General features: G+C 69.1%; 22 protein-coding genes. 13 read left to right on the plus strand and 9 right to left on the minus strand.

What is annotated here, in order from left to right; translation table 11 throughout:
- Window positions 1-21 precede the first annotated feature (21 nt).
- From J8I82_RS02670 to J8I82_RS02690, 5 genes are all read right to left on the minus strand, one after another.
- A complete protein-coding gene (locus J8I82_RS02670) occupies window positions 22-1266 on the minus strand; it encodes an MFS transporter (protein WP_209754279.1) in 1245 nt (414 codons plus the stop codon).
- 172 nt (window positions 1267-1438) lie between these two features.
- Window positions 1439-2503: a Bug family tripartite tricarboxylate transporter substrate binding protein gene (locus tag J8I82_RS02675; protein WP_209754280.1), complete on the minus strand. Its 1065-nt coding sequence runs from the start codon at window positions 2501-2503 to the stop codon at window positions 1439-1441.
- A gap of 95 nt (window positions 2504-2598) precedes the next feature.
- Complete coding sequence (locus J8I82_RS02680; RefSeq protein WP_209754281.1) at window positions 2599-3363, minus strand: crotonase/enoyl-CoA hydratase family protein; 765 nt, start codon at window positions 3361-3363, stop codon at window positions 2599-2601.
- A gap of 40 nt (window positions 3364-3403) precedes the next feature.
- Window positions 3404-4168 carry an SDR family NAD(P)-dependent oxidoreductase gene (locus J8I82_RS02685; RefSeq protein WP_209754282.1) on the minus strand — a complete coding sequence of 255 codons (765 nt, stop codon included), beginning with the start codon at window positions 4166-4168 and terminating at the stop codon, window positions 3404-3406.
- A gap of 81 nt (window positions 4169-4249) precedes the next feature.
- Complete coding sequence (locus J8I82_RS02690; protein ID WP_209754283.1) at window positions 4250-5428, minus strand: thiolase family protein; 1179 nt, start codon at window positions 5426-5428, stop codon at window positions 4250-4252.
- A gap of 226 nt (window positions 5429-5654) precedes the next feature.
- On the opposite strand from J8I82_RS02690, the gene J8I82_RS02695 reads away from it, so the two are divergent.
- The 3 genes from J8I82_RS02695 to J8I82_RS02705 all read left to right on the plus strand — a co-directional run bounded on the left by J8I82_RS02695 (window position 5655) and on the right by J8I82_RS02705 (window position 9345).
- Window positions 5655-6470 carry an IclR family transcriptional regulator gene (locus tag J8I82_RS02695; RefSeq protein WP_209754284.1) on the plus strand — a complete coding sequence of 272 codons (816 nt, stop codon included), beginning with the start codon at window positions 5655-5657 and terminating at the stop codon, window positions 6468-6470.
- A gap of 120 nt (window positions 6471-6590) precedes the next feature.
- Window positions 6591-7865, plus strand: coding sequence for an MASE1 domain-containing protein (locus tag J8I82_RS02700; RefSeq protein WP_209754285.1), 1275 nt, complete (start codon window positions 6591-6593; stop codon window positions 7863-7865).
- Window positions 7858-9345 carry an acyl-CoA-binding protein gene (locus tag J8I82_RS02705; protein ID WP_209754286.1) on the plus strand — a complete coding sequence of 496 codons (1488 nt, stop codon included), beginning with the start codon at window positions 7858-7860 and terminating at the stop codon, window positions 9343-9345. Before J8I82_RS02700 ends, J8I82_RS02705 begins: the two co-directional genes overlap by 8 nt.
- An 86-nt stretch (window positions 9346-9431) precedes the next feature.
- Here the strand turns inward: J8I82_RS02705 and J8I82_RS02710 are convergent, their stop codons facing one another.
- Entirely contained in the window at window positions 9432-10229 is a 798-nt protein-coding gene (locus J8I82_RS02710; protein WP_209754287.1) for a crotonase/enoyl-CoA hydratase family protein, read from the minus strand.
- Window positions 10230-10477: 248 nt separating this feature from the next.
- Between J8I82_RS02710 and J8I82_RS02715 the strand changes: the two genes are divergently transcribed.
- Genes J8I82_RS02715 through J8I82_RS02745 form a run of 7 tightly spaced genes read left to right on the plus strand, consistent with a single transcriptional unit; the run spans window position 10478 to window position 16772 of the window.
- Window positions 10478-10921, plus strand: coding sequence for a universal stress protein (locus J8I82_RS02715; protein WP_209754288.1), 444 nt, complete (start codon window positions 10478-10480; stop codon window positions 10919-10921).
- A gap of 10 nt (window positions 10922-10931) precedes the next feature.
- Window positions 10932-13736, plus strand: coding sequence for a monovalent cation/H+ antiporter subunit A (locus J8I82_RS02720; protein WP_209754289.1), 2805 nt, complete (start codon window positions 10932-10934; stop codon window positions 13734-13736).
- A complete protein-coding gene (locus J8I82_RS02725) occupies window positions 13736-14116 on the plus strand; it encodes a Na+/H+ antiporter subunit C (RefSeq protein ID WP_209754290.1) in 381 nt (126 codons plus the stop codon). The genes J8I82_RS02720 and J8I82_RS02725 overlap by 1 nt, the downstream gene beginning before the upstream one ends.
- Window positions 14113-15651, plus strand: a complete 1539-nt coding sequence (locus tag J8I82_RS02730) for a monovalent cation/H+ antiporter subunit D (RefSeq protein ID WP_209754291.1) — start codon at window positions 14113-14115, stop codon at window positions 15649-15651. Before J8I82_RS02725 ends, J8I82_RS02730 begins: the two co-directional genes overlap by 4 nt.
- A 3-nt stretch (window positions 15652-15654) precedes the next feature.
- Window positions 15655-16158, plus strand: coding sequence for a Na+/H+ antiporter subunit E (locus J8I82_RS02735; protein ID WP_209754292.1), 504 nt, complete (start codon window positions 15655-15657; stop codon window positions 16156-16158).
- Entirely contained in the window at window positions 16143-16415 is a 273-nt protein-coding gene (locus J8I82_RS02740) for a K+/H+ antiporter subunit F (protein WP_116320733.1), read from the plus strand. Before J8I82_RS02735 ends, J8I82_RS02740 begins: the two co-directional genes overlap by 16 nt.
- A 12-nt stretch (window positions 16416-16427) precedes the next feature.
- On the plus strand, window positions 16428-16772 hold the full coding sequence (locus tag J8I82_RS02745) for a Na+/H+ antiporter subunit G (RefSeq protein ID WP_209754293.1): 345 nt from the start codon (window positions 16428-16430) through the stop codon (window positions 16770-16772).
- 25 nt (window positions 16773-16797) lie between these two features.
- Here J8I82_RS02745 and J8I82_RS02750 read toward each other — a convergent pair whose 3' ends face one another.
- A complete protein-coding gene (locus J8I82_RS02750; RefSeq protein ID WP_209754294.1) occupies window positions 16798-17667 on the minus strand; it encodes a DUF72 domain-containing protein in 870 nt (289 codons plus the stop codon).
- 91 nt (window positions 17668-17758) lie between these two features.
- Between J8I82_RS02750 and J8I82_RS02755 the strand changes: the two genes are divergently transcribed.
- The 3 genes from J8I82_RS02755 (at window position 17759) to J8I82_RS02765 (ending at window position 20173) form a co-directional block, all read left to right on the plus strand.
- Complete coding sequence (locus J8I82_RS02755) at window positions 17759-18004, plus strand: hypothetical protein (protein ID WP_209754295.1); 246 nt, start codon at window positions 17759-17761, stop codon at window positions 18002-18004.
- A gap of 107 nt (window positions 18005-18111) precedes the next feature.
- On the plus strand, window positions 18112-18951 hold the full coding sequence (locus J8I82_RS02760; protein WP_209754296.1) for a class I SAM-dependent methyltransferase: 840 nt from the start codon (window positions 18112-18114) through the stop codon (window positions 18949-18951).
- A gap of 181 nt (window positions 18952-19132) precedes the next feature.
- Window positions 19133-20173, plus strand: a complete 1041-nt coding sequence (locus J8I82_RS02765) for a patatin-like phospholipase family protein (RefSeq protein ID WP_209754297.1) — start codon at window positions 19133-19135, stop codon at window positions 20171-20173.
- Here J8I82_RS02765 and J8I82_RS02770 read toward each other — a convergent pair.
- On the minus strand, window positions 20154-20807 hold the full coding sequence (locus J8I82_RS02770; protein WP_209754298.1) for an HD domain-containing protein: 654 nt from the start codon (window positions 20805-20807) through the stop codon (window positions 20154-20156). The two genes, J8I82_RS02765 and J8I82_RS02770, sit on opposite strands and share 20 nt — an antisense overlap.
- A complete protein-coding gene (locus tag J8I82_RS02775) occupies window positions 20804-24340 on the minus strand; it encodes an adenylate/guanylate cyclase domain-containing protein (protein WP_209754299.1) in 3537 nt (1178 codons plus the stop codon). Before J8I82_RS02775 ends, J8I82_RS02770 begins: the two co-directional genes overlap by 4 nt.
- Window positions 24341-24384: the final 44 nt, after the last annotated feature.

Genomic DNA, 24384 nt, shown 5'->3' on the forward strand with positions numbered 1-24384 from the left:
TTCTGACACGGCGCGGAGCCGTCAGGACGTCGCCATCAACGGTGGCCGGCGCTGCGTCGCCACCGCAAACGCGATCTGCGCGAGCCCTGCCGCCAGCCCCATCGCCACGCCCGCCTGCCAGGCAACGGTGTACGAGCCCAGCGCATCATAGACCACGCCGCCGCCAAAGGCACCGGTAAAGCTGCCGATCTGGTGGCTGAAAAAGGCCACGCCGCCCAGCATCGCCTGCCAGCGCAGGCCGAAGGTCTCGGCGATCCAGCCCGATACCAGCGGCGCCACGCCCAGCCACAGGAAGCCCATCACCGCGGCAAACACCAGCGTGCTGCCCGGCGTGGGCGCCGACGAGAAATACCACGTCAGCGCCAGCGAGCGCACGGTATAGATGCCGCCCAGCAGCATCAGCTTGTTGAAGCGCCCGCCGGCCCAGCCGAAGAAGATGCTGCCGAGCACGTTGAAGCCGCCGATCACGCCCAGCGCCTGCGCGCTGAGCATGGGGTCCATGCCGCAGATGTCCAGGTACGACGGCAGGTGCGTGGTCAGGAAAACCAGCTGCATGCCGCAGACGAAATACGCCAGCGCCATGACGATGAACGGAACGTGCTGCAGCGCCGTGCCCAGCGCCTGCCGTGCATTGCTCTGGTCGGCGCCGACGAACGCTGGCAACGGCAGCTTGTCCACGCGCCCCGCCATCCAGGCCGCCGGCAGCATCACCAGCGCCAGCAGCACGAAGGCGGCAAGCCCGGCGCGCCAGCCGTAAGTCTGCGTCACCACCTGCCCGATCGGCGCCGCCAGCAGCGCCCCGAGCGAGCCGGCCCCCGACACCAGCCCCAGGACCGTGCTGCGCAGCGCCGCCGGCACCGGCCGTGCCGCCACCGCCATCGCCAGCGCGCTGCCGGTGCAGGCCATCGATGCGCCGATCGCCACGCCTGCGCCCAGCGTGACGCCGACCATTCCTTGCGCGGTCGCCAGCAGCACCAGCCCGGCTACATACGACAGCGATCCCGCCAGCATCAGCGGCCGGAAGCCGATCCGTGCCGCCCATGCGCCCGCCAGCGGCTGCAGCAGCCCCCAGGCCAGGTTCTGCACGGCGATGGCCACCGTGAAGTCGGAGACCGAGATGCCGATGTCCCGCGTCAGCGGCGGCATGAAGATGCCCAGGCTCTGGCGCAGGCCCATGGCCAGGCTGAGCATCAGGGAGGCCCCCAGGAGGATCGGCAGGGCCGGGCGCAGGCTTTCCAGGCGGGAAGGCGCGGTTGAGGAAGGCACGGTGGTCGTCTCCCGGGATTGTCGTTGTCGTTATGTGCCCGCGACGGCGCCTGGCTTGTTAAGCATGCGCTGAATATACCGCAGGGTAGGGCGAGCGTAAGCGGTGGCCGGGACCATGTCAATTTGGCTTTGGGCCGGCCCGCCTTCCGCTTTGCCGAAGGCGGGCGCCGCGCTAGTCCAGGCTGACCCTGGATGCGCGGATGGTCTCGCCCCAGCGCTTGATGTCGCCGTTGACCAGCGCGGCGAAGCGCGGCTGCGGTTCGCCGCCGGGGATGCCGCCCATGTCGCGGAATTTCGCCGCGACCTCGGGATCGCGCATGGCGCGGGACAGCGCGTCCTGCAGCACGGCGGCGACGGCAGGCGGCGTCTTCGCGGGCGCGAACACCCCGAGCCAGCCCATCACCACGAAATCCTTCACGCCGGCCTGTTCCATGGTCGGCACGTCCGGCAGCGACGGCAGCCGCTCGGCACTGGTCACCGCCAGCGCGCGCAGCTTGCCGGCGCGGATATGCGGCAGCGCCTGCGTCAGGTTGTCGAACATGAAGGTGGTTTCGCCGGCAAGCACCGAGGTAGTGGCCGGCGTCGAGCCCTTGTACGGCACGTGCAGCACCTCGGTGGCGGTGCGCAGCCGGAACAGCTCCGCGGTCAGGTGCGTGGTCTGGCCGATGCCCGCCGAGGCGTAGGAATACTTGCCCGGCGACTGCTTCAGCTGCGCCACCAGCTCGGCCACGTTGCGCACTGGCGCCTGCGCATTGACCACCAGCACGTTGGGGAAGGAAATCATGTCCGTCAGCGGCATGAAGTCCTGCGGATGGTAGGCCAGCTGCTTGTACGCGCTGTAGTTGATGGCATGCGAGCCGGTGTTGCCGACCACCAGCGTGTAGCCGTCAGGCGCGGCGCGCAGCAGGGCCTGCGTGCCGATGATGCCGCCGCTGCCGGGCTTGTTGTCGACCACCACGGGCTGGCCGAGGATGGCCGACAGCTTCTGCGCGACCAGGCGGGTCGGAATGTCGGTGGTGCCGCCCGGGGCGCCGGGGACGATGATGGTGATCGGCCTGTCGGGCCATGCGGGGGCGGCGTGCGCGACCGTCGGCAGCGTGGCGGCGCCGGCGACGGCAAGCAGGCTGGCGCGAAGGGAAAGCGATCTGGAAAGCGATCCGGAAAGCGATCTGGAAAGCGATCCGGAAAGCGGAAGGGACGGCAGATGGCACAGCGATTGTGGCAGCCTGGTGTTCATGGGTCTCCTCCATGTCGTGATATCTGTGCTGCGGTTCCATGTGCAAACGGCCGGCTTGCAGCCGGCCGTCCAGGCAAACAGGCGGGACTACGGCATTACTTGCCGGTCCACACCGGCTTGCGCTTTTCCGCAAAGGCCGCGGCGCCTTCGCGTGCATCGGCAGAGGAAAACACCGGCGCCATCAGCGGGCGCTGGCGCTCGAACATCTCCTCGTTGCTCCAGTCCGCCGACTCGGCCACGATCTGCTTGCTGACCGCCACCGCCAGCGGGCCGTTGGCGCCGATCTCGTCGGCCAGTGCCAGCGCGCCCTGCAGCGCTTCACCCGGTTCGGTGAGGCGGTTGATCAGGCCGTAGGCATGCGCCTGCTCGGCACCGAGCATATTGCCGGTCAGCGCATATTCCATGGCGATGTGGTACGGCACGCGGCGCGGCAGGCGCATCAGCCCGCCGGCACCGGCGACCAGCCCGCGCTTGACCTCGGGCAGGCCAAATTTGGCCGCCTTCGACGAGACGATCAGGTCGCAGGCCAGCGCCAGCTCGAAGCCGCCCGCCAGCGCATAGCCTTCCACGGCGGCGATCAGCACCTTGCGCGGCGGCTTCTCGGTCAGCCCGCCGAAGCCACGGCCGGGCAGGCTGGGGCGTTTGCCTTCCAGGAAGCCCTTCAGATCCATGCCGGAGCAGAAGGTGCCGCCGGCGCCGGTCAGGATGGCGACGGCGAGGTCGTCACGGCTTTCGAGCTGGTCGATCGCCGCGGCCAGCGCGGTCGCCGTCTCGAAATCCATGGCGTTGCGCGCCTGGGGCCGGTTCATGGTGATCAGCAGCGTATTGCCGCGGGTCTCTAGTTGCAGCGTGTCGCTCATGCAGATGTCCTTGTCGGGGTGCCGGATGTGGATCGATGGCTCAGCGCGGGGCCATGCGGATGGCGCCGTCCAGGCGGATGGTCTCGCCGTTGAGCATGGGGTTCTCCAGGATGTGCAGCGCGGTCGAGGCGTACTCGTCCGGCGCGCCCAGTCGCGCAGGATGCGGCACCATGGCGCCCAGCGAGGTGCGCACATTCTCCGGCAGCTTCGCCAGCAGCGGCGTGTCGAACAGGCCCGGGGCGATGGTGCATACGCGGATGGCGCGCTGCGCCAGGTCGCGGGCGGCCACCAGCGTCATGCCGACGATGCCTGCCTTGGCCGAGCTGTACGGGATCTGGCCGATCTGGCCTTCATAGGCGGCCACCGACGCGGTCAGCACGCACGCGCCGCGCTCGCCGTCCACCAGCTCGTTTTTGGCCATGCGCGCGGCGCCCAGGCGCAGCGCGTTGAAGGTGCCGATCAGGTTGATGCGCACCACCGATTCGTATTTTTCCAGCGAGCCCGGCGAGCCGTCCTTCTCGACCACGCGCACCGGTGCGCCCAGGCCGGCGCAGTGGATCAGCGCGCGCAGCGGGGCGATGGCCTCGGCGGCGTCGTAGACCGCGTTCATCTGGTCGGTGTCGGTGACGTCGGCCTTGACGAAGCGGACCTTGCCGCCGAACTCGTCCACCACCGCGTTGCCGCGCTCTTCGTTCAGGTCGGCGATGACCACGCCGACGCCGCGCTCCACCAGGCGACGCGTGCAGGCCAGGCCCAGGCCGGAAGCACCGCCGGTGACGACGGCGGACATGTTTTCGAGTTTCATGGGTGTCTCCTAGAAAAAGAATCGCCAGGTTCCCGCGACGGCGGGAACGGCAGAGGTGTTGTCTACGGCGCTTACAGGCGTTTACAGGCGCTCGATGATGGTGGCGTTGGCCATGCCGCCGGCCTCGCACATCGACTGCAGGCCGTAGCGCTGGCCGCTGTCTTCCAGCGCATGCAGCATGGTGGTCATCAGGCGCACGCCCGACGCGCCCAGCGGGTGGCCCAGCGCGATCGCGCCGCCGCGCGGGTTCAGGCGCGCCGGGTCGGCGCCCAGCGCCTTCTGCCAGGCCAGCGGCACGCAGGCGAAGGCTTCGTTGATTTCGTAGTGATCGATCTGGTCGAGCGCCAGGCCGCTCTTCCTGATGGCGCGCTGGCTGGCGGCGATCGGGGCGGTCAGCATCATCACCGGATCGTCGCCGCAGACGTCGAAGGCGACAAAGCGCGCGCGCGGCTTCAGGCCCAGGCGCTGCGCCATGGCTTCGCTCATCAGCAGCATGGCCGAGGCGCCGTCACTGATCTGCGAGGCGTTGCCGGCGGTGACATTCCAGCCGATCTGCGGAAAACGCGCGCTCAGTTCGTCGTTGCGGAACGAGGCCTGCAGCGTGCCCAGTTTATCCACCGAGGTGCCGGGGCGAATGGTTTCGTCATGCTCCACCACGCCGTTGGGGGTGCTGATCGGCAGGATTTCGCGGCGGAAGGCGCCGCTTTCGCGCGCCGCGGCCGCCAGCTCGTGCGAGCGGGCCGAGTAGCTGTCCATGTCCTGGCGCGACAGCTCATATTTGGCCGCCACCAGCTCGGCCGCCACGCCCTGCGACACCAGCCCCGGCGCGTAGCGCGCTTCCATCGACGGGCCGTACGGGTTCTGGCCGATGCGCGCCGAGCCCATCGGCACGCGGCTCATCGACTCGATGCCGCAGGCGATGACGATGTCGTAGGCGCCGGCCATGATGCCCTGCGCGGCAAAGTGCACCGCCTGCTGGCTCGAACCGCACTTGCGGTCGATGGTGGTGGCGGGCACGTGGTCGGGGAAGCCGGCCGCCAGCCAGGCCACGCGGCCCGGACCGGCAGACTGTTCGCCGGCCTGCGTCACGCAGCCGGTAATGACGTCGTCGACCAGGCCGGGATCGAGCTGGTTGCGTTCGACCAGGCCCTTGAGCACCTGGGCCAGCAATTCCGTGGCATGCAGCTCGGTAAAGGCCGATCCCGGCTTGGAGCGGCCCATCGGGCTGCGGATGGCGTCGACGATGACGGCTTGTTGCATGGGTGTCTCCCTGAGGCTGAGCGGTTGCGAGTCTTGGATGTTGTTGAGTCAGGATATTGAGACGTCAGTTTCAAAAAGTGATCGTCCAATACGATGAATTGGAATTCTCGCGTCGGAAATTCACTATGTAAACTCAAAATCCTGCGTTTGACTTCGGAATCAGCGAAGGGCAACATCCGGGTTTTGAGACGCTGGTATCAAAAAAATCCAGATGAAGGCCTTGGTTATGACGAATGAAGCACACGGAACCATGACCCCGTCGCCCCCCGATGCGGATGGCGAGTCGCGCCTCGTCAGTGCGCTGGCGCGGGGCGTGTCGATCCTCAACTGCTTCTCGCCAACGGTGCAGGAGTTGAGCAGCCGCGAGCTGATGGAGCGCACCGGGCTGGCCAAGCCGACGCTGTTCCGCCTGCTCGACACCTTGTGCGAACTGGGCCTGCTGCACTATTCGGAGCGCCTGTCGCGCTACGTGCCCGGGGTCGGGCTGGTCAACCTGGCCGCGCCCGCGCTGGCGCGGATGACGGTGCGCCAGCTGGCGCGGCCGGCCATGCAGGAGCTGGCCGACCATATCGCCGGACAGGTCGAGCTGATCGTCGGCAACGGCAACGCCATGACCTACGTCGAGATCGCCCAGGGCGTGGGCAGCCATGTGTTCCGGCCCGAGGTCGGCACCCGGGTATCGATCTCGCGCACCGGTTCGGGCCGCGGCTACCTGTTGCTGATGCCGGAACCGGAGCGCGAGGCATATCTCGCCCAGCTGCGCGCCGCCGATGCCGCGCGCGCCGACTGGCTGCAGCAGCGCCTGGCCGATGCCGGGCGCGACCTGCAGGAACACGGCTACTGCCGCGGCCATCGCGACCTGCATCGCGAGGTGGAATCCGTTGCCGTGCCGATGCGCGCGCGGCGCGATGGGGAAGCGTGGATCTTTGCCGCGTCGGTGCCGGTGTTCAGCCCGCAGAGCAAGCAGATCGAAGAAGACATCGGCCCGCGGCTGGTGAGCCTGGTGCGCAATGTGGAGGGAGCACTCGGAGTATCCGGCTGACGCGCGCGAACCCGGGGCTGGCGGAGTGACCTGGCTTGGCCCCCGGCAGGCTGGCGACTATCCTGAGTCCCAAACGGGATGTCGGAAACCCGTCAAGAACAGCTTCCTGGGGGTATGCCAATGCAGCAGATACGCCTGGCGGCGATCGTCGCCGTGCTGGTACTTGCGGCCGGCGTGGTCTCGCGCTCGCTGGCGCATGCGTCGACCGAGGCGGTGCCGGTCTGGCTTGGCAGCGGCGTTACGTTTGCCGCGCTGCTGGTCTGCGCGCGCTGGTCATGGCCGGCGGTGCTGGCCGGCGCCGGGCTGGCGCTGGCAGGGTGGGGCATGGCCACGCATGGCCTGCCGCTGCGCGGCGCGGTCGCCTTCGGCCTGATCGAGGTCATCAGCCTGGGCACCGCCGGCTGGATCGCCACCTATGGCCGCCGCGATCCGCAAAGCCCGCAGGGCGCCACGCTGCTGATCGCCGGGGCGCTGGTCGGCTCGGCGCTGGGCGCTTCGCTGGCGGTCGAGCTGTGGCGCTGGCAGCGGCCCGGCCTGGACCTGCCGGTCGAATGGCGCGCCTGGGCCTTTTCCACCGCAGCCGGGCTGCTGCTGGTGGGGCCGCTGGCGGTGGCGTTCCGCGGCTTCCGCGTGCGGCGCTCGGGCGGCATGCCGATGCAGCAGTTCGCGGCCGGCGGGCTGGCCTTCGTGGTCTTTATCGTGGCGGTGCTGGCGGTGTTCTCGGACAACGCGGCGCAGCGCTTCGGCGGCCTCGCGCCCACGCTCGCCTACGTGCCGATGCCGCTGCTGCTTGCCACCGCGCTGCTGTGGGGGCCGCGCGGCGGTGCCATTGCCACGCTGCTGGGCTGCCTGCTGATCATCCACCGCACCGCGGCCGGCGCGGGCCCGTTCAACGTCATCGAGGGATTTCCGGGCGAGGCCGTGGTCGAGGTGCAGGGTTTCGTCATTGTCTGGGCGCTGGTGATGCTGCTTGGCCGCGCGCTGTCGGAGGGCCGCCGCACCGCGCTGCAGGAAGCGCGTGACTGGCGCCTGCGCTATGCGCGCACGCTGCAGGCGGTGGGCGTGGCCAGCGTGGAATATGACGCGGTCACAGGCCGGGCCACTTGGAGCGAGGGCGCGGCGGCGCTGCTCGGCGACACGATCCGCGACGTCAGCAGCGTCGACGAATGGCTGGACCGCATCGACGCATCCGACCGCGCGCTGGTGCAGGCCACCTGGTCCGCCGTGGCGCGCGGCGATGCGCCAGACAGCGTGCAGGAGTACGCCGTGACGCTGCCGGGCAGCGGCCGCTTGCGCGTGCATGAGCGGCTGGCCGGCATCCGTGGCGCGGACGGCAAGGTAGAGCAGGTGGCAGCATTGCTGCGCCGCACCGGCGGGGAGCCCGCGCATGTCTGACCCCGGCGTGTTCCTGATCCACGGCCTGGGCGGCACGCAGTATGACCTGGGCTCCATGCACAAGCGCCTCAAGCGCGCCGGCTTTGTCACGCACTCGCTGACGCTGCCGGGACACGGCACGCAGCCCGAGGACCTGTGCGGCGTGCGCGCCGAGGACTGGCTCGAGGCGGTGCGCGCCAAATACCGCGAGATCATCGACCAGCATGAAACACTGCACGTGATGGGCATGTGCATGGGCGCGCTGCTGGCGGTGGAGACCGTCAAGCGCGAGCAGCACACCAAGGGCCGGCTGGTGGCGCTGGCGCCGCCGGTCTATATCGACGGCTGGGCCACGCCGTGGTACCGCGGCCTGCGTCCGCTGCTGTACCAGATTCCAGGCGTGCCAAACCGGATGAAGGTGGAAGAGGAAGAGCCGTTCGGCATCAAGAACGAGCAGCTGCGCGAGATCGTCAAGGCCAAGTTCGCGCGCGGCGAGAACTTCCACTACCAGTGGGTGCCGCTGGCATGCATCCGCGAAGTGGACCGGTTGCGCGGCTACGTGCGCAGGGGGCTGCAGCGCATTGCCTGCCCCACGCTGGTGGTCCACGCCCGGCTGGACGAGCTGACCAGCCTGCGCTCGGCCAACTTCCTGGTCGAGCAGATCGGGCAGGGCAAGCGTGCCGGGCAGGCGCGCATGCTGGTGCTGGAAGACAGCTACCACATGGTCTGTGTCGACAATGACCGCGAGCTGGTGGCGCGCAACGTGCTGGAATTCTTCGAGGCCAGCGTGGGCACGTCGCTTGGCATGGCGGGTGGGGAGCGCGACGATGCTCGCATGACGCCGGACCAGATGGCCGGGCTGCTGGCGGCGGCGCGCACAGACCTGGAGCAGGGCGATCTGGCCGCGCTGTATGCGCGCGGCAAGGGCGATTTTGCGTGGTTCCAGCCGGGCGCCAACCGGACCAGCGGGGTCTACCGTGGCGATCGTGGCCTGGCGCGGCTGCGCGGGTGGGCGGATGCGGGGCTGGCGTTCACCGCTTTCGGCGCGCCGGTGCTCAACACCGGCATGGCCGTGGTGCCCGCGACCTTGCGCAGCGGCACGCTGGCCTCGCAGGGCGTGCTGGCCTTTGCGCTGCGCGACGGCAAGTTGCTGGAGGGGCGGTGGTTCCCGGACGAAGTGGCGCTGGAGGATGCGCACTTCGGCGGCACGCCGGCGGTGCCGGGGCCAAGCCCGTCCGAGAAGGCCTTCGAGGCCGCCGCGGCGTTGTCGAAGACGCTGCGCCAGGCGCCCGACAACGACACCTTGCTGTCGCTCTATGCGCTCTACAAGCAAGGCAGCGCGGGCGACGTCAGCGGCGACCGCCCCGGCATGATGGACATGGTCGGCCGCGCCAAGTACGACGCCTGGGCGGCGCGGCGCGGCCTGCCGCGCGAGCAGGCCATGCGCGACTACGTGGCGCTGGTCAACCAGCTCAAGGCGGCGGAAACGCAATCCGCCTGAAGCTGGCTGGCCGGTCGGCGCGGGCAGTTTGCGGGCAGTTTCCGGCCAGTTTCCGGCCAGCTTCCGGCCAGCTTCCGGTCGTGCGATCAGTTGCCGCCGAACACCGGCGTGCGCTTGTCCAGGAAGGCCTGCACCGCCTCGCGGTGGTCGGCGGTCTGGTGCGACAGTGCCTGGAAGCCGGCCGACAATTCCAGCAGCGTGTCGAGGCGGGTGTGCATGGCCTCGCGCATCAGCCGCTTGGCCAGCCGCACCGCGTGCGGCGGGTTGGCGGCGATGCGCCCGGCCAGCTCGTATGCGGTCGGCAGCAGCGCCTCGGGCGCCACCACGCGCGACACCAGGTTCCATTCCAGCGCGGTCTTCGCGTCGATCGCCTGGCCGGTAAAGGTCATCTCGGCGGCGCGCGACAGCCCGATCACGCGCGGCAGCAGCCAGGCGCCGCCATCGCCGGGGATGATGCCCAGCTTGACGAAGGACTCGGCAAACTGCGCGCGCTCCGAAGCGATGCGGATATCGCACATGCAGGTCAGGTCCAGCCCCGCGCCCATGGCCGCGCCGTTGACGGCGGCGATCACCGGCACTTCCAGGTTGAACAGCGCCAGCGGCAGGCGCTGGATGCCGCAGCGATAGTCCTGCCGGATCTCCATGCCCGGCACCTGCCCTGAGGCCTGGCGTTCCATGTCCTTGATGTTGCCGCCCGACGAGAACGCCGTGCCGGCGCCGGTGATGACCACGGCGCGCACGCTGCGGTCGGCATGGATGCGCTCGATGGCGGCCAGGAACTCCGCCACCGCGGTGTTGCCGGTCAGCGGGTTGCGGCGCTCGGGCTCGTTCATCGTCAGCGTGACGATATGGCCGTCCTGTTCGTAGAGGAGGAAGTTGCTCATGGTGGGCTCCGGGGGCATCGGGTTCAGTTGCTGGCGCCAAGGCTAAGGCAGCCGGGCCGGCTGCGTCCAATATTCATTTGTTGGCGGGCGATAGCGGGCATGTATCGCGCATTCAGTATGTTATGCAGGGCGATGAATTTTTTCGTGCAGCCATTAACAGGTGACGCATGACTTGCGCAATACCCCCAGAATCCGGAGAGTAGGGGGCACGCCTGCCCGCTGCATTGTTAATGCCTGGATCATTGCCCATGACAGTCGTCGTACTCGCGATGGACGGATCGCCCGACAGCGTTGCCGCCGCCCGCCGCCTGGCCAGCCGCCCGCTGCTGGCCGCGCCCTTGTCCGGGCATGTCGCCCATGTTTCGCCGGTGCCGGGCAGCCCCGGCCTGTCCCGCGCCGCGCTCGATGCCGAGAACCGCAGCCAGGCCGACAGCGCCTTTGCCGCCGCCGAGGCCGGGCTGCCCGGCATGCCGCTGGTGCGGCACTGGCTGCATGGCGATCCCGCGGCCGAGCTGGTGCAATTGGCCGGGACGCCGGATGCCGATGCAATCGTGCCGGGCGCCAAGGGGCGCGGCGCCATCGTGTCGGCGCTGCCGGGACCGGTGGTGTCCACGGTGCTGGCGCAGGCCACGGTGCCGGTCATCGTCGTCAATCCGCGCGCTGCGCAGGCGCGCGCGCCGGCGCAGGCCTGAGGCGGCGCCCATGGAGCTGCCGCTGCTGCTCGTGCTGCCGCTGGTGGCCGCCGGACTGACCTGGGTGATCGGCATGCGCGCGCCGCGGCTGGTGGCGCCCGTCATCGTCGGCCTGCCGCTGGTCGCGCTGGTGCTGCTGCTGCAGCTGCGCGGCGCGGTCTTCGACCAGCCCGGGGACGGCCTGGCCTGGCGCGTGAGCTGGCTGCCCGCACTGGGTCTCGACCTGTCGCTGCGCCTGGACGGCCTGGCCTACCTGTTTGCGCTGCTGGTGGTCGGCGTGGGCCTGCTGGTGATCCTGTACGCGCGCTACTACCTGGCGCGCAATGAATCGGCGGTGCGCTTCTTCTGCCTGCTGCTGCTGTTCATGGCGGCCATGCTGGGCGTGGTGCTGGCCGGCAACCTGCTGTTGCTGGCGGTGTTCTGGGAGCTGACCAGCATCCTGTCGTTCTTGCTGATCGGCTTCTGGTCGTGGCGCGGCGATGCCCGCCAGGGCGCGCGCATGGCGCTGACCGTCACCGGCGGCGGCGGGCTGGCGCTGCTGGCCGGGGTGCTGCTGCTGGGCCATATGTGCGGCAGTTTCGAGCTGTCGGCAGTGCTGGCGCAGGCCGGCAGCGTGCAGCGCCATCCGCTCTACATGCCGATGCTGGTGCTGATCCTGCTGGCGGTGTTCACCAAGTCGGCGCAGTTCCCGTTCAGCTTCTGGCTGCCGCAGGCGATGGCCGCGCCCACGCCGGTGTCCGCGTACCTGCACTCCGCCACCATGGTCAAGGCCGGGGTGTTCCTGCTGGCGCGGCTGTACCCGGTGCTGGACGGCACCAACGGCTGGTTCTACCTGGTCAGCATGACCGGGCTGGCCACGCTGATTTTCGGCGCGGCGATGGCGCTGCTGCAGCGCGATCTCAAGGGGCTGCTGGCGTACTCCACCATCAGCCACCTGGGACTGATCACGCTGCTGTTCGGGCTCGATACCCAGCTGAGCACGGTGGCGGCAATTTTCCACATCATCAACCACGCCGTGTTCAAGGCGTCGTTGTTCATGGCGGCCGGCATCATCGACCACGAGACCGGCACGCGCGACCTGGACCGGCTGCACGGGCTGGCGCGCTACATGCCGCATACGGCGGTGCTGGCGATCGTGGCGTCGCTGTCGATGGCGGGCGTGCCGCTGTTCAACGGCTTCCTCAGCAAGGAAATGTTCTTTGGCGAGACCCTGGCGCAGGGCTTGCTGGGCGACTTCAACTGGGTCATTCCGGCGGCGGCAACCATGGCTGGCGCGCTCACGATGGCGTATTCGCTGCGCTTCATCTACGGCGTGTTCTTCGGCGGCAGGCAGCCCGACGTCCCCAACTATCCGCCGCACGAGCCGCCGCGCTTCATGAAGGTGCCGGTGGAATTCCTGGTGGTGATCTGCCTGGTGGTGGGGCTGGTGCCTGCCTACACCGTTGGCACCCTGCTGGCGGCGGCGTCGCTGGCCACGCTGCGCGCGCCGCTGCCGGCGTACAGCCTGAACCTGTGGCATGGGGTCAACCTGCCGCTGGTGATGAGCCTGCTGTCCATGACGGGCGGCGCGGCGCTGTTCTTCCTGCGCCGCGATGCGCTGCGCCGCTGGCAGCAGTCGCTCGAGCACCTGAACGCGCGCCGCTCGTTCGAGAGCGGCATGCGCGCGCTGGAGCGTATCGCCACCGCGCTCACGCGCACGCTGGAGCGCGGCTCGTTGCCGGGCTATATCGCCTGGATGCTGCTGGCGCTGCTGGCGATTCCGGCCTGGTTCCTGGCCGATCTCGACGCGCTCGCCGGCACCGTCCCGGCCGGCGCGCTCGACCCGCTGGGCGCCGCGGCGCTGGCGATACTGGCGGTGCTGGCGCTTGCCGTGGTGGCCGCGCGCGGGCAACGGCTGGCAGCACTGGTGCTGCTCGGCGGCTGCGGGCTGATGGTGTCGCTGGTGTTCCTGCGCTTTTCGGCACCGGACCTGGCGCTGACGCAGCTGTCGGTGGAAGTGGTGACGGTGCTGCTGCTGGTGCTGGCGCTGTTCTACCTGCCGCGCGAGACGGCCGAGCAGGGCGGCGCCGCGCGCCGCACCCGCGACGTGGCGCTGGCACTGGGCGGCGGCACGCTGCTGGCGGTGGCGGCCTATGCGGTGATGACGCGCCCGTACGACCCGGTGTCCGCGTTCTATATCGAGCAGGCGGTGCCGGGCGGCGGCGGCCACAACGTGGTCAACGTGCTGCTGGTGGACTTCCGCGGCTTCGATACCATGGGCGAGATCTGCGTGCTGCTGATCGCCGGCCTGGCGGTGCAGGCGCTGCTCAAGGGCATGCGCCTGCCAACGCCGTCGGCCGCGCCGGACGGGCTGCCGTGGACCAGCCAGGCGCATCCGCTGCTGCTGGCCATGCTGGCGCGGCTGATGCTGCCGCTGACGCTGCTGGTGGCGGTGTTTATCCTGCTGCGCGGGCACAACCTGCCCGGCGGCGGCTTTATCGCTGCGCTGATCACGTCGGTGGCGCTGCTGCTGCAGTACGTGGCCAACGGCGTGCGCTGGACCGAAGCGCGCATCGCGCCGGACTACCGCGCCATTGCCGGCGCCGGCATCCTGCTGGCGGGGCTGACCGGCCTCGGCAGCCTGGCCTTCGGCTACCCGTTCCTGACCACGGCATTCGGCCATTTCCACCTGCCGGGCATCGGCGAAATCGAGCTGGCCACGGCCATGATCTTTGACCTTGGGGTGTTCTGCACCGTGACCGGGACCACGCTGGTCATCGTCTCGCACCTTGGCGTGCGCAACCTGCCGCCCGCGCGTGCTGAGGAGGAGGACTGATGGCCGCCCTCTACGCCTTGACCATCGGCATCCTGACTGCCTGCGGCATCTACCTGCTGCTGCGCGAGCGCGTCTTCACCGTGGTGCTGGGCCTGACGCTGCTGTCGTATGCGGTCAGCCTGTTCCTGCTCGGCATGGGCCGGCTGTCGATCGGCCGGCCGCCGGTGATCGTGCCTGGCGCCAGCTATGCCGATCCGCTGCCGCAGGCGCTGGTGCTGACCGCCATCGTGATCGCGTTCGGCATGACGGCGTTTGCCGTGGTGCTGGCGCTGCGGTCGCTGGGACTGACCGGCAGCGACCATGTCGACGCCGCCAGCAAGCCGGAAAGCGGCACGGTGCCAGATCCGGACGGCGATGAAGCACGGGGGCCGCGGGCATGATCCACGCCGTGCTTCTCCCCATCCTGCTGCCGATGTTCGCCGGTGCGCTGCTGGCGGCGATGCCGGCGCAGGCGCTGCGCGCGCAGCGTGCCGTGTGCGCGGTAGTGACGCTGTTGCTGCTGCCGGTGGCCGTCATGCTGATGCAGCATGCGGCAACCGGCGCCATCGACGTCTACGCGATGGGCAACTGGGCCGCGCCGTTCGGCATCGTGCTGCAGCTGGACCGCACCGGCGCCATGATGCTGGTGCTGACCGCGGTGCTGGCGGTTGCGGCGCTCGCCGCGGCGGGTGATGGCACGGCACGCCAGGGCCGGCATTTCCACGCGCTGTTCCAGTTCCAGCTGATGGGCCTGAACGGCGCCTTCCTGGCCGGCGACCTGTTCAACCTGTTCGTCTTCTTCGAGATCCTGCTGATCGCCTCCTACGCGCTGCTGGTGCACGGCGCCGGGCGCGCGCGCATCGGCGCGGGGCTCCATTACGTGATCCTGAACCTGGTGGCGTCGTCGTTCTTCCTGGTGGCGATCGGCGTGCTGTACGGGCTCAGCGGCACGCTCAACATGGCGCACCTGGGCTTGCGGCTGGCCGGCCTGCCGGCGCAGGACCTGCCGCTCGCGGTGGCCGCCGGCGTCATGCTGATGCTGGTGTTCGGGCTCAAGGCGGCGCTGTTCCCGCTGTATTTCTGGCTGCCGCGCGCCTATGCCAGCGCCACCGGCCCGGTCGCCGCGCTGTTCGCCATCATGACCAAGGTCGGCATCTACGCCATGCTGCGCTGTGCCGCGCTGCTGTTCGGCGGCGCGCAAGGGCTGCTGGGACCGTTCCTGCATGACTGGGTGTTTCCGCTGGCGCTGTTGACGCTGGCGATCGGCGGCATCGGCGCGGTGGCAGCCCGCACGCTGCGCGCGATGACAAGCTACCTGGTGGTGGCCTCAGTGGGCTTGCTGTCGGCGTGCGTGGCGATGCAGACGCAAGCCGGCTGGGCCGCCGCGCTGTACTACCTGCCCAGCACCACGCTGTGCACGGCGGGCCTGTTCCTGCTGGCCGATGCGCTGGAGCCGGATCCCGCGCGCGATGGCGCGCCGCCGGTGGCCTCGCGGCTGGCCGGCGTGCTGTACCTGGTCGGCGTGCTCGCGGCGGTGGGCCTGCCGCCGCTGTCGGGCTTCCTGGGCAAGGCCATGATCCTGCGCGCGACTCCGGTGCCGTGGATGCCGGCGCTGTGGCCGGTGGTGCTGGTGTCGAGCCTGCTGTTGCTGATCGCGGCGTCGCGCACCGGCACGCGGCTGCTGTGGCGCCTGCCGCACGAGGCAGCGCAGGTGCCGGAAGGCGCCGAGTATCTCGACGAGGATCATCCCTTTGCCGCGCGCTCCCGCATGCGGCCGGACCCGCGCAAGCTGGCCTGCTGCGCGCTGCTGCTGGCGGGCAACGTCGCGCTGACCGTGTACGCGCGGCCGGCCACCGAATATATGGCGGACGCCGCCGCGCAACTGCTGGACCGCGCGGCCTACCTGCGGGCCGTGCTGCCCGCGCAGAAGGAGTAGGCCATGCTGCATCGCCTGCTGCCGCATCCCTGGCTCAGCCTGATTCTGCTGCTCATGTGGCTGATGCTGACCAACAGCATCGCGCCCGGCCATTTGCTGCTGGGCGCGCTGCTCGGCTGGGCCATCGGCCGCCTGGCCGACCGCTGGCTGGTGCTGGGCGCGTTCCGGCTGTCGCGTCCCGACCTGATCCTGCGCCTGAGCATCCATGTGCTGATCGATATCGTCATGGCCAATATCGAAGTGGCCATCCTGGTGCTGGGCCGCACCGCGCGGCTGCGGCCGGCCTTTATCGTGGTGCCGCTGGACGTGGAACACGAACTGGCCACCACCGCGCTGATCAGCATCGTCTCGCTGAGCCCCGGCACGCTGTGCGCCGAACTGAGCGACGACCGGCGCGCGCTGCTGGTCCATGTGCTCGACCTGGAAGAAGAGGCGGCCCTGGTCGAACGCATCAAGTCGCGCTATGAAATCCCGCTGAAGGAGATCTTCCAATGCTTGCCATCGTGATACCGGTGTGCCTGGTCATCCTCGGGCTGGCCTTCCTGCTGACCTTTGCGCGGCTGCTGCGCGGGCCCAGCCTGCCGGACCGCATCGTGGCGCTCGATACGCTCAATATCAACGCCATTGCGCTGATCGTGCTGCTGGGTATCAGCCTGGATTCGGCGATGTTCTTCGAGGCTGCGCTGCTGATCGCGGTGATGGGCTTCGTGGGTACGGTGGCGCTGTCCAAGTACCTGCAGCGCGGCGACATCATCGAATACTAAGGAGCCACGGCCATGCTGCATCCCGTTGCGGAATTCGTTGTCTGCGCGCTGCTTGTGATCGGCAGCGTATTCATGCTGGTGGGGGCGATCGGGCTGTTCCGCCTGCCGGACTTCTTCATGCGGCTGCACGGGCCCACCAAGTCGACCACGCTGGGCGTGGGCGGGGTGGTGCTGGGGTCCGTGGCGTATTTCAGCTTCCGGGGCGATGCCAGCCTGCATGAGCTGCTGGTGACCGCGTTCCTGTTCCTGACCGCGCCGATCAGTGCCCATATGCTGTCCAAGGCCGCGTTGCAGCGCCAGCTGCCGGTGGATCCGCGCACGCGCGGCAGCGGCTGGCTGCCGCGCATCCGTGACTGACGCCAACTAAGGCACCCGCAATCCCTCATTCCTTCTGCAGCATGCGCATCAGGCGCTGCGCATCGAACGGCGCCTTGACCTTCTTGTCGTTATCGAAATAGCAGTAGACGTCGCGGTGCGCCGCCTTGCGCGGGCGTTTGGGCGAGATCCGCTGCGCATCGGCCGGTTCGTGGCCGCTCGCCCATTTGCCCAGCCGTGCCGCCCAGCGGTGCAGCGCCTTGTCGGAGTAGCTGCCGCCGTACAGCGTCTGGCTGCCGTGCAGCCGCAGGTAGAGGAAATCGCTGGTCACGTCTTCGGCGTAAGGCCAGTCCGCCACGGCGTCGGAGATCACCAGCGCGACGCGATGGCGCCGCAGCAGCGCCGGGAATTCGGGCGTGCAGAAGCTGTCGTGCCGGATTTCCACGGCGTGCCGGATCCGGCGCCGGCGCCGGGTGTCGCACCACGGCTGTTTCACCCGGCTGTCATGATCGCGCGCCAGTTCGCGCGCGCTGTGGGTGTCGTGCGGCAGCAGTGCGAGGAAGCGCTCCATCCGCTCGGGATCGAAGGCGAAATTGGGCGGGAACTGCCACAGCATCGGGCCCAGCTTTTCCTCCAGCGCCAGCACGCCGGACGCCAGGAAGTTGGCCATGGCCGGGCGCGCCTTGTCGTCGCGGAAACGCAGCATGTGCGTCAGGTAGCGCGATCCCTTGACACTGAAGACAAAATCCTCGGGCGTGGCTTCGTACCAGGCGCGATAGCTGCGCAGCGTCTGCAGCGCATAGTGCGAGCCGTTGATCTCGATGGAGTCGACCGCGCGCGAGGCAAACTCCAGCTCGCGCCGTTGCGCCAGCCCCTTTGGGTAGAACACGCCGCGCCACCCGTCATAGCGCCAGCCCGAGATGCCGATCCGGATCATTTGCCTTGCTCGAGTGTGCACTGTATTTTTTGCAATGACACGCACCACGCGCGGTGCGCACGTCGTGCCCAAATTGAAGGGGGTAAGTCCCATGACCGCCACGCAAGTTTCGCGCCTTGATGCCTGCGCCTATCTGCTGCACCTGCTGCTGCAGCGCGCCGAGGCGAGCCAGCCCGGCTTCCTGGACGAACTGATCCGCGGCGTTGCCGCCGACCGCGCCGGCATGCCTGACGTGCCGGACCGGGAACGCACACTGCCAGTATTCGACGAAGCGCTGCGCATGCTCGAATTCGCCAACGCGCAGATGAAGGAGGCCCGGGCGCTGGGGCGGCCCTGACGCCATTACGCCACGGCAGGCAGCGCCGTCTGGTTTACTTTCGCAGCCAGGTGTCCTACACCCACTGAGGCGATCCCGGCTTCCAGCGCCCGGGCAAGGGGACTTCCATGGCTTTGCCGAATGCCGACCAGCCGAATGCCGACCGCCTGTTCGCGGGTGCGATCCCCGACATTTACGCATCGCTGATGGTGCCCATGATCTTTGCGCCCTATGCCGCCGACCTGGCACAGCGGATCGCCGCGCTGCAACCGCGCCGGGTGCTGGAACTGGCCGCCGGCACCGGCGTGCTCACGCGCGAACTGGCGCGCCGGCTCGCGCCCGACGCCATCATCGTCGCCACCGACCTCAATGCGCCAATGCTGGCGCGGGCCCAGGCCGAAGGCACGGAGCGCCCCGTGACCTGGCAGGAGGCCGACGCGATGGCGCTGCCGTTCGGCGATGCCAGCTTCGACCTGGTGGCCTGCCAGTTCGGCGTGATGTTCTTCCCGGACAAGGCCAGGGCCTTCGCCGAGGCGCGCCGCGTGCTGGTGCCGGGCGGGACGCTGGTCTTCAACGTGTGGGACCGGATCGAATTCAACGCCTTTGCCCGCGATGTCGCGGCGGCGCTGGCCCGCCTGTTCCCCGAATCGCCGCCGGATTTCATGGCGCGCACGCCGCACGGCTATCACAGCCAGGTGGCGATCGAGCAGGACTTGCGGCAGGGCGGCTTTACCGCGCCGCCGCTGTTCGAGACCGTCACCGCCACCAGCCGCGCCGATGCCGCCCGCATCCCCGCGGTGGCGTACTGCCAGGGCACGCCGCTGCGCGCGGAGCTGGAGCGGCGCGGTCCCGATGCGCTGGCGCGGGCTACCGACGCGTGCACACGGGCGTTCCTGGAGGCATATGGAGACGGCCCCGTCTCCGGGCCGATGCAGGCGCACGTCGTGAGGGCCGCCGCCAGCGCCTGACGGAGGTCCAGGCATGGCGCCGGCGGCAAGCCCGCCATCGGTCCGGCCGTAAGGACACACGCCGGGCCACGCGCCGGGCTGCCGTAAAACGGCTTATTCCCTACACTGGATTGATACGAATCACCGCCCGCAGCACGGAGCCTGGCGCACCCGCATGGCGCGCCAGGGGAGGGAGCCTCGGATGCAGCCGGACCAGCCAGATCAGCCAGACCACAAACCCGTCTCGCTTGCCCTGCAGGGCGGTGGCATGCACGGCGCCTTCACCTGGGGCGTGCTCGACCGCCTGCTGGAGGACGGGAGGCTGGCGATCGAGGGCGTCAGCGCCACCAGCGCCGGCGCCATGAACGGCGCGGTGCTGGCCTACGGGATGCTGCAAGGCGGCAGCGCCGGCGCGCGCGAGGCCTTGCACTCGTTCTGGCAGGCGATCTCGAACTCGGCGCAGCGCTATAGCCCGTTCCGCTGGATGCCCTGGTTCAAGACCGGCCATACCCTGGGGCTGAACCATTCGCCGCTGTACGCCATGGCCGACATTGCGCTGCGCCTGCTGTCGCCGTACCAGTTCAATCCCAACAACCTGAACCCGCTGCGCGAAGTGCTCGGCACGCAGGTGGATTTCGCCGCGCTGCGCGAGCATTGCCCGATCCGACTCTACCTGTGCGCGACCAATATCGAGACCGGCCGCATACGCATCTTCCCGCCGGAGGAACTGAGCATCGATGCCGTGCTGGCCTCGGCCTGTGTTCCCACGCTGTTCCAGGCGGTATGCATCGATGGCCAGTATTACTGGGACGGCGGCTATGTCGGCAATCCGGCGATCTTTCCGCTGATCTACCACTGCCAGACCCGCGACGTGGTCATCGTTCATATCAACCCGATCGTGCGCCACGGCGTGCCGACCTCGGCGGCGGATATCCTTAACCGCGTCAACGAACTCAGCTTCAACTCATCGCTGATGCGCGAGATGCGCGCCATTGCCTTTGTCACCTCGCTGATCCAGCAAGGCAAGGTGGACGGGCGCGAGATGAAGGAGATGTGGATCCACTCGATCCGCTCCGACGAGACCATGGCGGCGCTTGGCGTGTCAACCAAGTACAACGCCGACTGGGGCTTCCTGTGCGCGCTGCGCGACCAGGGCCGCAAGCAGGCCACGGCCTGGCTGGCACAGCACTACGACAGCATCGGCCAGCGCTCCAGCATCGACATCAGCGGCGAATTCCTGTGACGTCAGGCGGGCCCGGCTGCGCCAGCCGCCACGCCAGGTTGCCGCGCGCGCGCGCCTCGTAGCGCGCATGGAACAGCTCGGTGTAGTAGATGCGCGGGCTGTCCAGCAGCGCGCGCAGGAAAGCGCGCTCGGCGGCGTCGTAGGCCTGGTCGTCGAGGTCGGTGCGCTCGGCGCGCAGGCAGGCGCCGTTATGGCGGAAGCGCATCCGGCTGCAGCCGAGCGCCGCCAGGTCGATATCGGCGGTAAAGCGGCCCGCCGGGCTGGCGGGGATGCCGTCGTGGACGGTCTCCAGCACCAGGGCGGCGATCCTGCTGGCCGTGGCGATGCCGGTCCCCCATTGCAGGATCCAGCCGGCGCTGCGCGCTTCATTGTCGGCCGCGCCGGGCACATAGATCACGTCATGGCACCACAGCGCCAGTTCCACCGCGTCGGCATCCGCCGGGGCAATGGCGCCGCGTGCCCAATCCAGGTCGCGCAGGCAGCGGCGGATGTGGTCGAGGGTATGGTAATGGCGGCCCGGCTCGCCATAGCGGCCGGCAAGATCGGCATAGGCGTCGCGCGCATGCGCACCGCCCGCGCGCGTCCACACGGCAACGAAGCGGTCCTGGAGCTGACGGGCCTGGAGCGGGGTCATGGGCGCGCGGGGGTTGTGGTGGCGCTGGCAGTGCGGTTAGCAGTGCCGGCTTCGGTGGCGGATACTTCGCCTTCCAGTTGCGCCAGCAGCGCGGCGGCCTCCAGCTGGTCGACGGTGTCGGCGCCCTCGGTCAGCGGGGCCAGGTGCAGGGCCAGCATCTCGCGTGCCAGCTCGGCCTTGCCTTGCGAGTGCAACAGCCTGGCCAGGCTTCGCGCGGCGCGCAGCGCCAGCAGCCTGGCACCTTGTTCGCCGGCGATGCCGAGCGCCCGCCTGAAGCAGGCTTCCGCTTCCTCGTGCGCGCGCGGCTGCAGCCGGCACAGCATGTCGCCGCGCAGCCGCCACAGCGTGGCTTCGTCCAGGCGCTCGCCGGTCTCTTCCGCCAGCGCCAGCCCGCGCGCCAGCGCTTCCTGCGCAGCTTCCGCCTGTCCTGCCTTGCAACAGGCATCGGCCAGCAGCGACAGCAGGTTAGGCGTGCCGAGTACGGCGCCGGTGCCCTCGTAGGAAGCCAGGCCGTGGCGGATCCGGGCGATCCCTGCCTCCGTCTCGCCAAGCTCGGCCATCGCCCAGCCTTGCACGACGTTCCCCCACGCCAGGTAGATCGGGAAACCCTGTTCGCCCGAAATCGCGATCGCCGCCTCGGCATACTCGCGAGCCAGCTTCGGCTCGCGCCGGCACTGGTGCACTTCCGCGGCGAAAACCAGGCACAGCGCCAGGTTGTAGGCATCGGGTCGCGCGCGCGCCATCACCAGGGCCTCCTGGCACAGCGCGCGGGCATGGTCGGGACAGCCGAGGTACCACAGGATCCAGCCCAGCGTGCTGGTGGCGTGCACGGCCGGATCGCGCCCGTAGCCCATCAGGAAGTCATAGGCCTGCGAATCGGGGTGGGGCAGGCCGATCACCGTCTCCATGTGCGAACGCGCGGCGTCGAGCTTGCCCAGCCGGAACAGCGTGGCGCCCAGTGCGCGGTGGCCTTCGGCCAGCTGCTTGGGCCGCTGCGACTTCAGTGCCAGGCCGAGCAGCCGCTTGGCCAGCGGCAACGAAACCTGGTATTGCGCGCGCAGCTGGTAGAAGGCCCACAGGCCGAGCTGCGCGGAGAAGACGTAGGGCGTCTGCCGGCCCTGCTCGCACAGCGCCAGCGCGCGCCGGTAGTTGGCCTCGACTTCCTGCGACGCCTGTCCGCGCGCGGCCATCAGCGCCGGTCCCAGCGTCAGCAGCAGCGTCAGTTCCTGGCGTGCGCGCTCGGCGGTATCGGGCTGGCGCTTGAGCAACTCGATGGCCGTGCTGAGGTGCCGGATCGCCTCGCCCTGCGCCGAGCGCTGCAGCGCCTGCTGGCCGGCGCAGTGCAGGTATTCGACCGCCTTTGGCACATTGCCGCTGAGGCTGTAGTGATGCGCCAGCTCGCTGCAATAGTCCTTGAGCCGGCCCTGGAACAAATCTTCGATTGCCCGCGCCGTGGCTTCATGCAAGGCGCTGCGGCGTTCGGTCAGCAGCGAATTGCCGGCGACTTCCTGGGTCAGCGCGTGCTTGAAGGCGTACTCGACTTCCGGGAACGCGGGGCGTTCGTGGATGAAATCCGCGGCCTGCAGGTCGGCCAGCAGCGGATGCAGCCTGTCGCCCTCCAGCCCGGCCACGCGCAGCACCAGGCTTTGCGGGAATTCCTTGCCGATCACCGCCAGTGTCTGCAGCAGTTCTTTCTGCGCCAGCGGCAAGCGGTCGATACGCGCGGCCAGCACGCCCTGGACCGTGGTAGGGATATGGAGCAGCGCCGGCGCCTGCTCGATGCGGTAGCAGCCGGGCTGGCCCAGCAGCGCGCCTTCCTCGGACAGGGTCTGGACAACTTCCTCCATGAAGAACGGGTTGCCTTCGGTCTTGTCCAGGATCAGGCGCTTGAGCGGCACCAGGCTCTGGTCGTCGCCCAGCAGGGCGGTCAGCAGGCCCTGCGCCTCGGCCGGCCCCAGCGGCTGCAGCCGCAGCTGCGAGTAACGCGGCCCCGCTTCCCAGCGATGGGTGTATTCGGGCCGGTAGTTGACCAGCAGCACCATGCGCGCGGCGGGCACATGGTCGACCATCATGTTGAGGAATGCCTCGGTCTCGCCATCGAGCCATTGCAGGTCTTCGAAGATCAGCATCAGCGGCTGGTTGGCGCTCTCGCGCACCAGCAACCGGGCGATTGCGTCAAAGGTGCGCTGGCGCCGGATCGACGGGTCCATGGTCGGCAGCGGCGAACCCGGTTCGGTGGTGCCAAGCAGGTAGAGCAGGTAGGGCAGGTGATCTTCCAGCGAACGGTCGAGCGTCAGCAGCCGGCCCGTCACCTTCTCGCGGCAGGCGCGGTCGCCGTCCTGCGCGGTGATCTGGAAGTAGTTCTTCAGCAGTTCGATCAGCGGCAGGTAGGCAAACGCCTTGCCGTGCGAAACCGAGAACGTCTCCAGCGCCAGGCAGCCCTGTTGCGAGCGGGTCTTGAACTCATGAAACAGCCGCGACTTGCCGACGCCTGCTTCGCCAACCACGGCGACGATGCGCCCGCTGCCCGCCTTGGCGTGCTCCAGTGCTTCATTAAGGTGTTCGAGTTCCTGCTGGCGGCCGACGAAGCGCGCCAGCCCGCGGTGCGCCGCCACCTGCAGGCGCGTGCGCAACGCCCCCAGCCCCACCACCTCGTACACCGCCAGCGGTTCGCGCACGCCCTTGACATGCGTGGTGCCCAGCGCCGTGAACTCGAAATAGCCCTCGGCAAGCTTGTGCGTGGATTCGCTGACCAGGATCGACGCAGGGGTGGCAATCCCTTCCATGCGCGAGGCAATGTGGATGGTGTGGCCGACCGGATCGTAATCGGTATGCAGGTCGTCCTTGCGAATCGATCGCACGACCACCTCGCCGGTATGGATGCCGATGCGGATCTGCAGCGGAATGCCTTGCTCCAGCCGGACCCGGTCGCTGTGGCGATGCATCGCGCCCTGCATCCGCAGCGCGGCGTACAACGCGCGCAGGGCATGGTCCTCGTGCGCGATCGGCGCGCCGAACAGCGCCAGGATGCCGTCGCCGAGGAACTTGGCGACATAGCCTTCGTAGTGGTGGACCGCCTCCATCATCAGCGTCACCACCGGGTCGATCAGGCGGCGCGCGTCTTCCGGGTCCATGTCCTGCGTCAGCGCGGTCGAGCCGGCCATGTCGGCGAACAGGGCGGTGATGGTCTTGCGCTCGCCGGCGGCCTCGCCGCGGGCTTCCATCGCGGCCTGTTCGGCCAGGATGCGCTCGGCGAGATGCGGCGGGGTGTAATGGACCGGGGCAGTCGCCGGCGGCAGGGGCGGCTGGGGCGCGGGTTGTGGTGCGGACTGGGGCGCGGACTGGGGCGCAAATCGCGGCACGGATGCCGGCGCGGCCGTATCGGCCAGGGAAGCGCCGCAGGCCCGGCAGAACTTGGCGCCTGGCGTGGATTCGGCGCCACATTGCGGGCAAATGCGGGCAAGCCTTGCCCCGCACTCCTCGCAGAAGTTGGCGCCCGCAACGTTCGCGAAGCCGCAATGCGTGCAGCGCATTTCGCCTCCTGACCGGACCGGGTCATGCCGACCCGCCTGTTCAG

This window comes from Cupriavidus consociatus, assembly GCF_017814975.1.
Classification (GTDB): domain Bacteria; phylum Pseudomonadota; class Gammaproteobacteria; order Burkholderiales; family Burkholderiaceae; genus Cupriavidus; species Cupriavidus consociatus.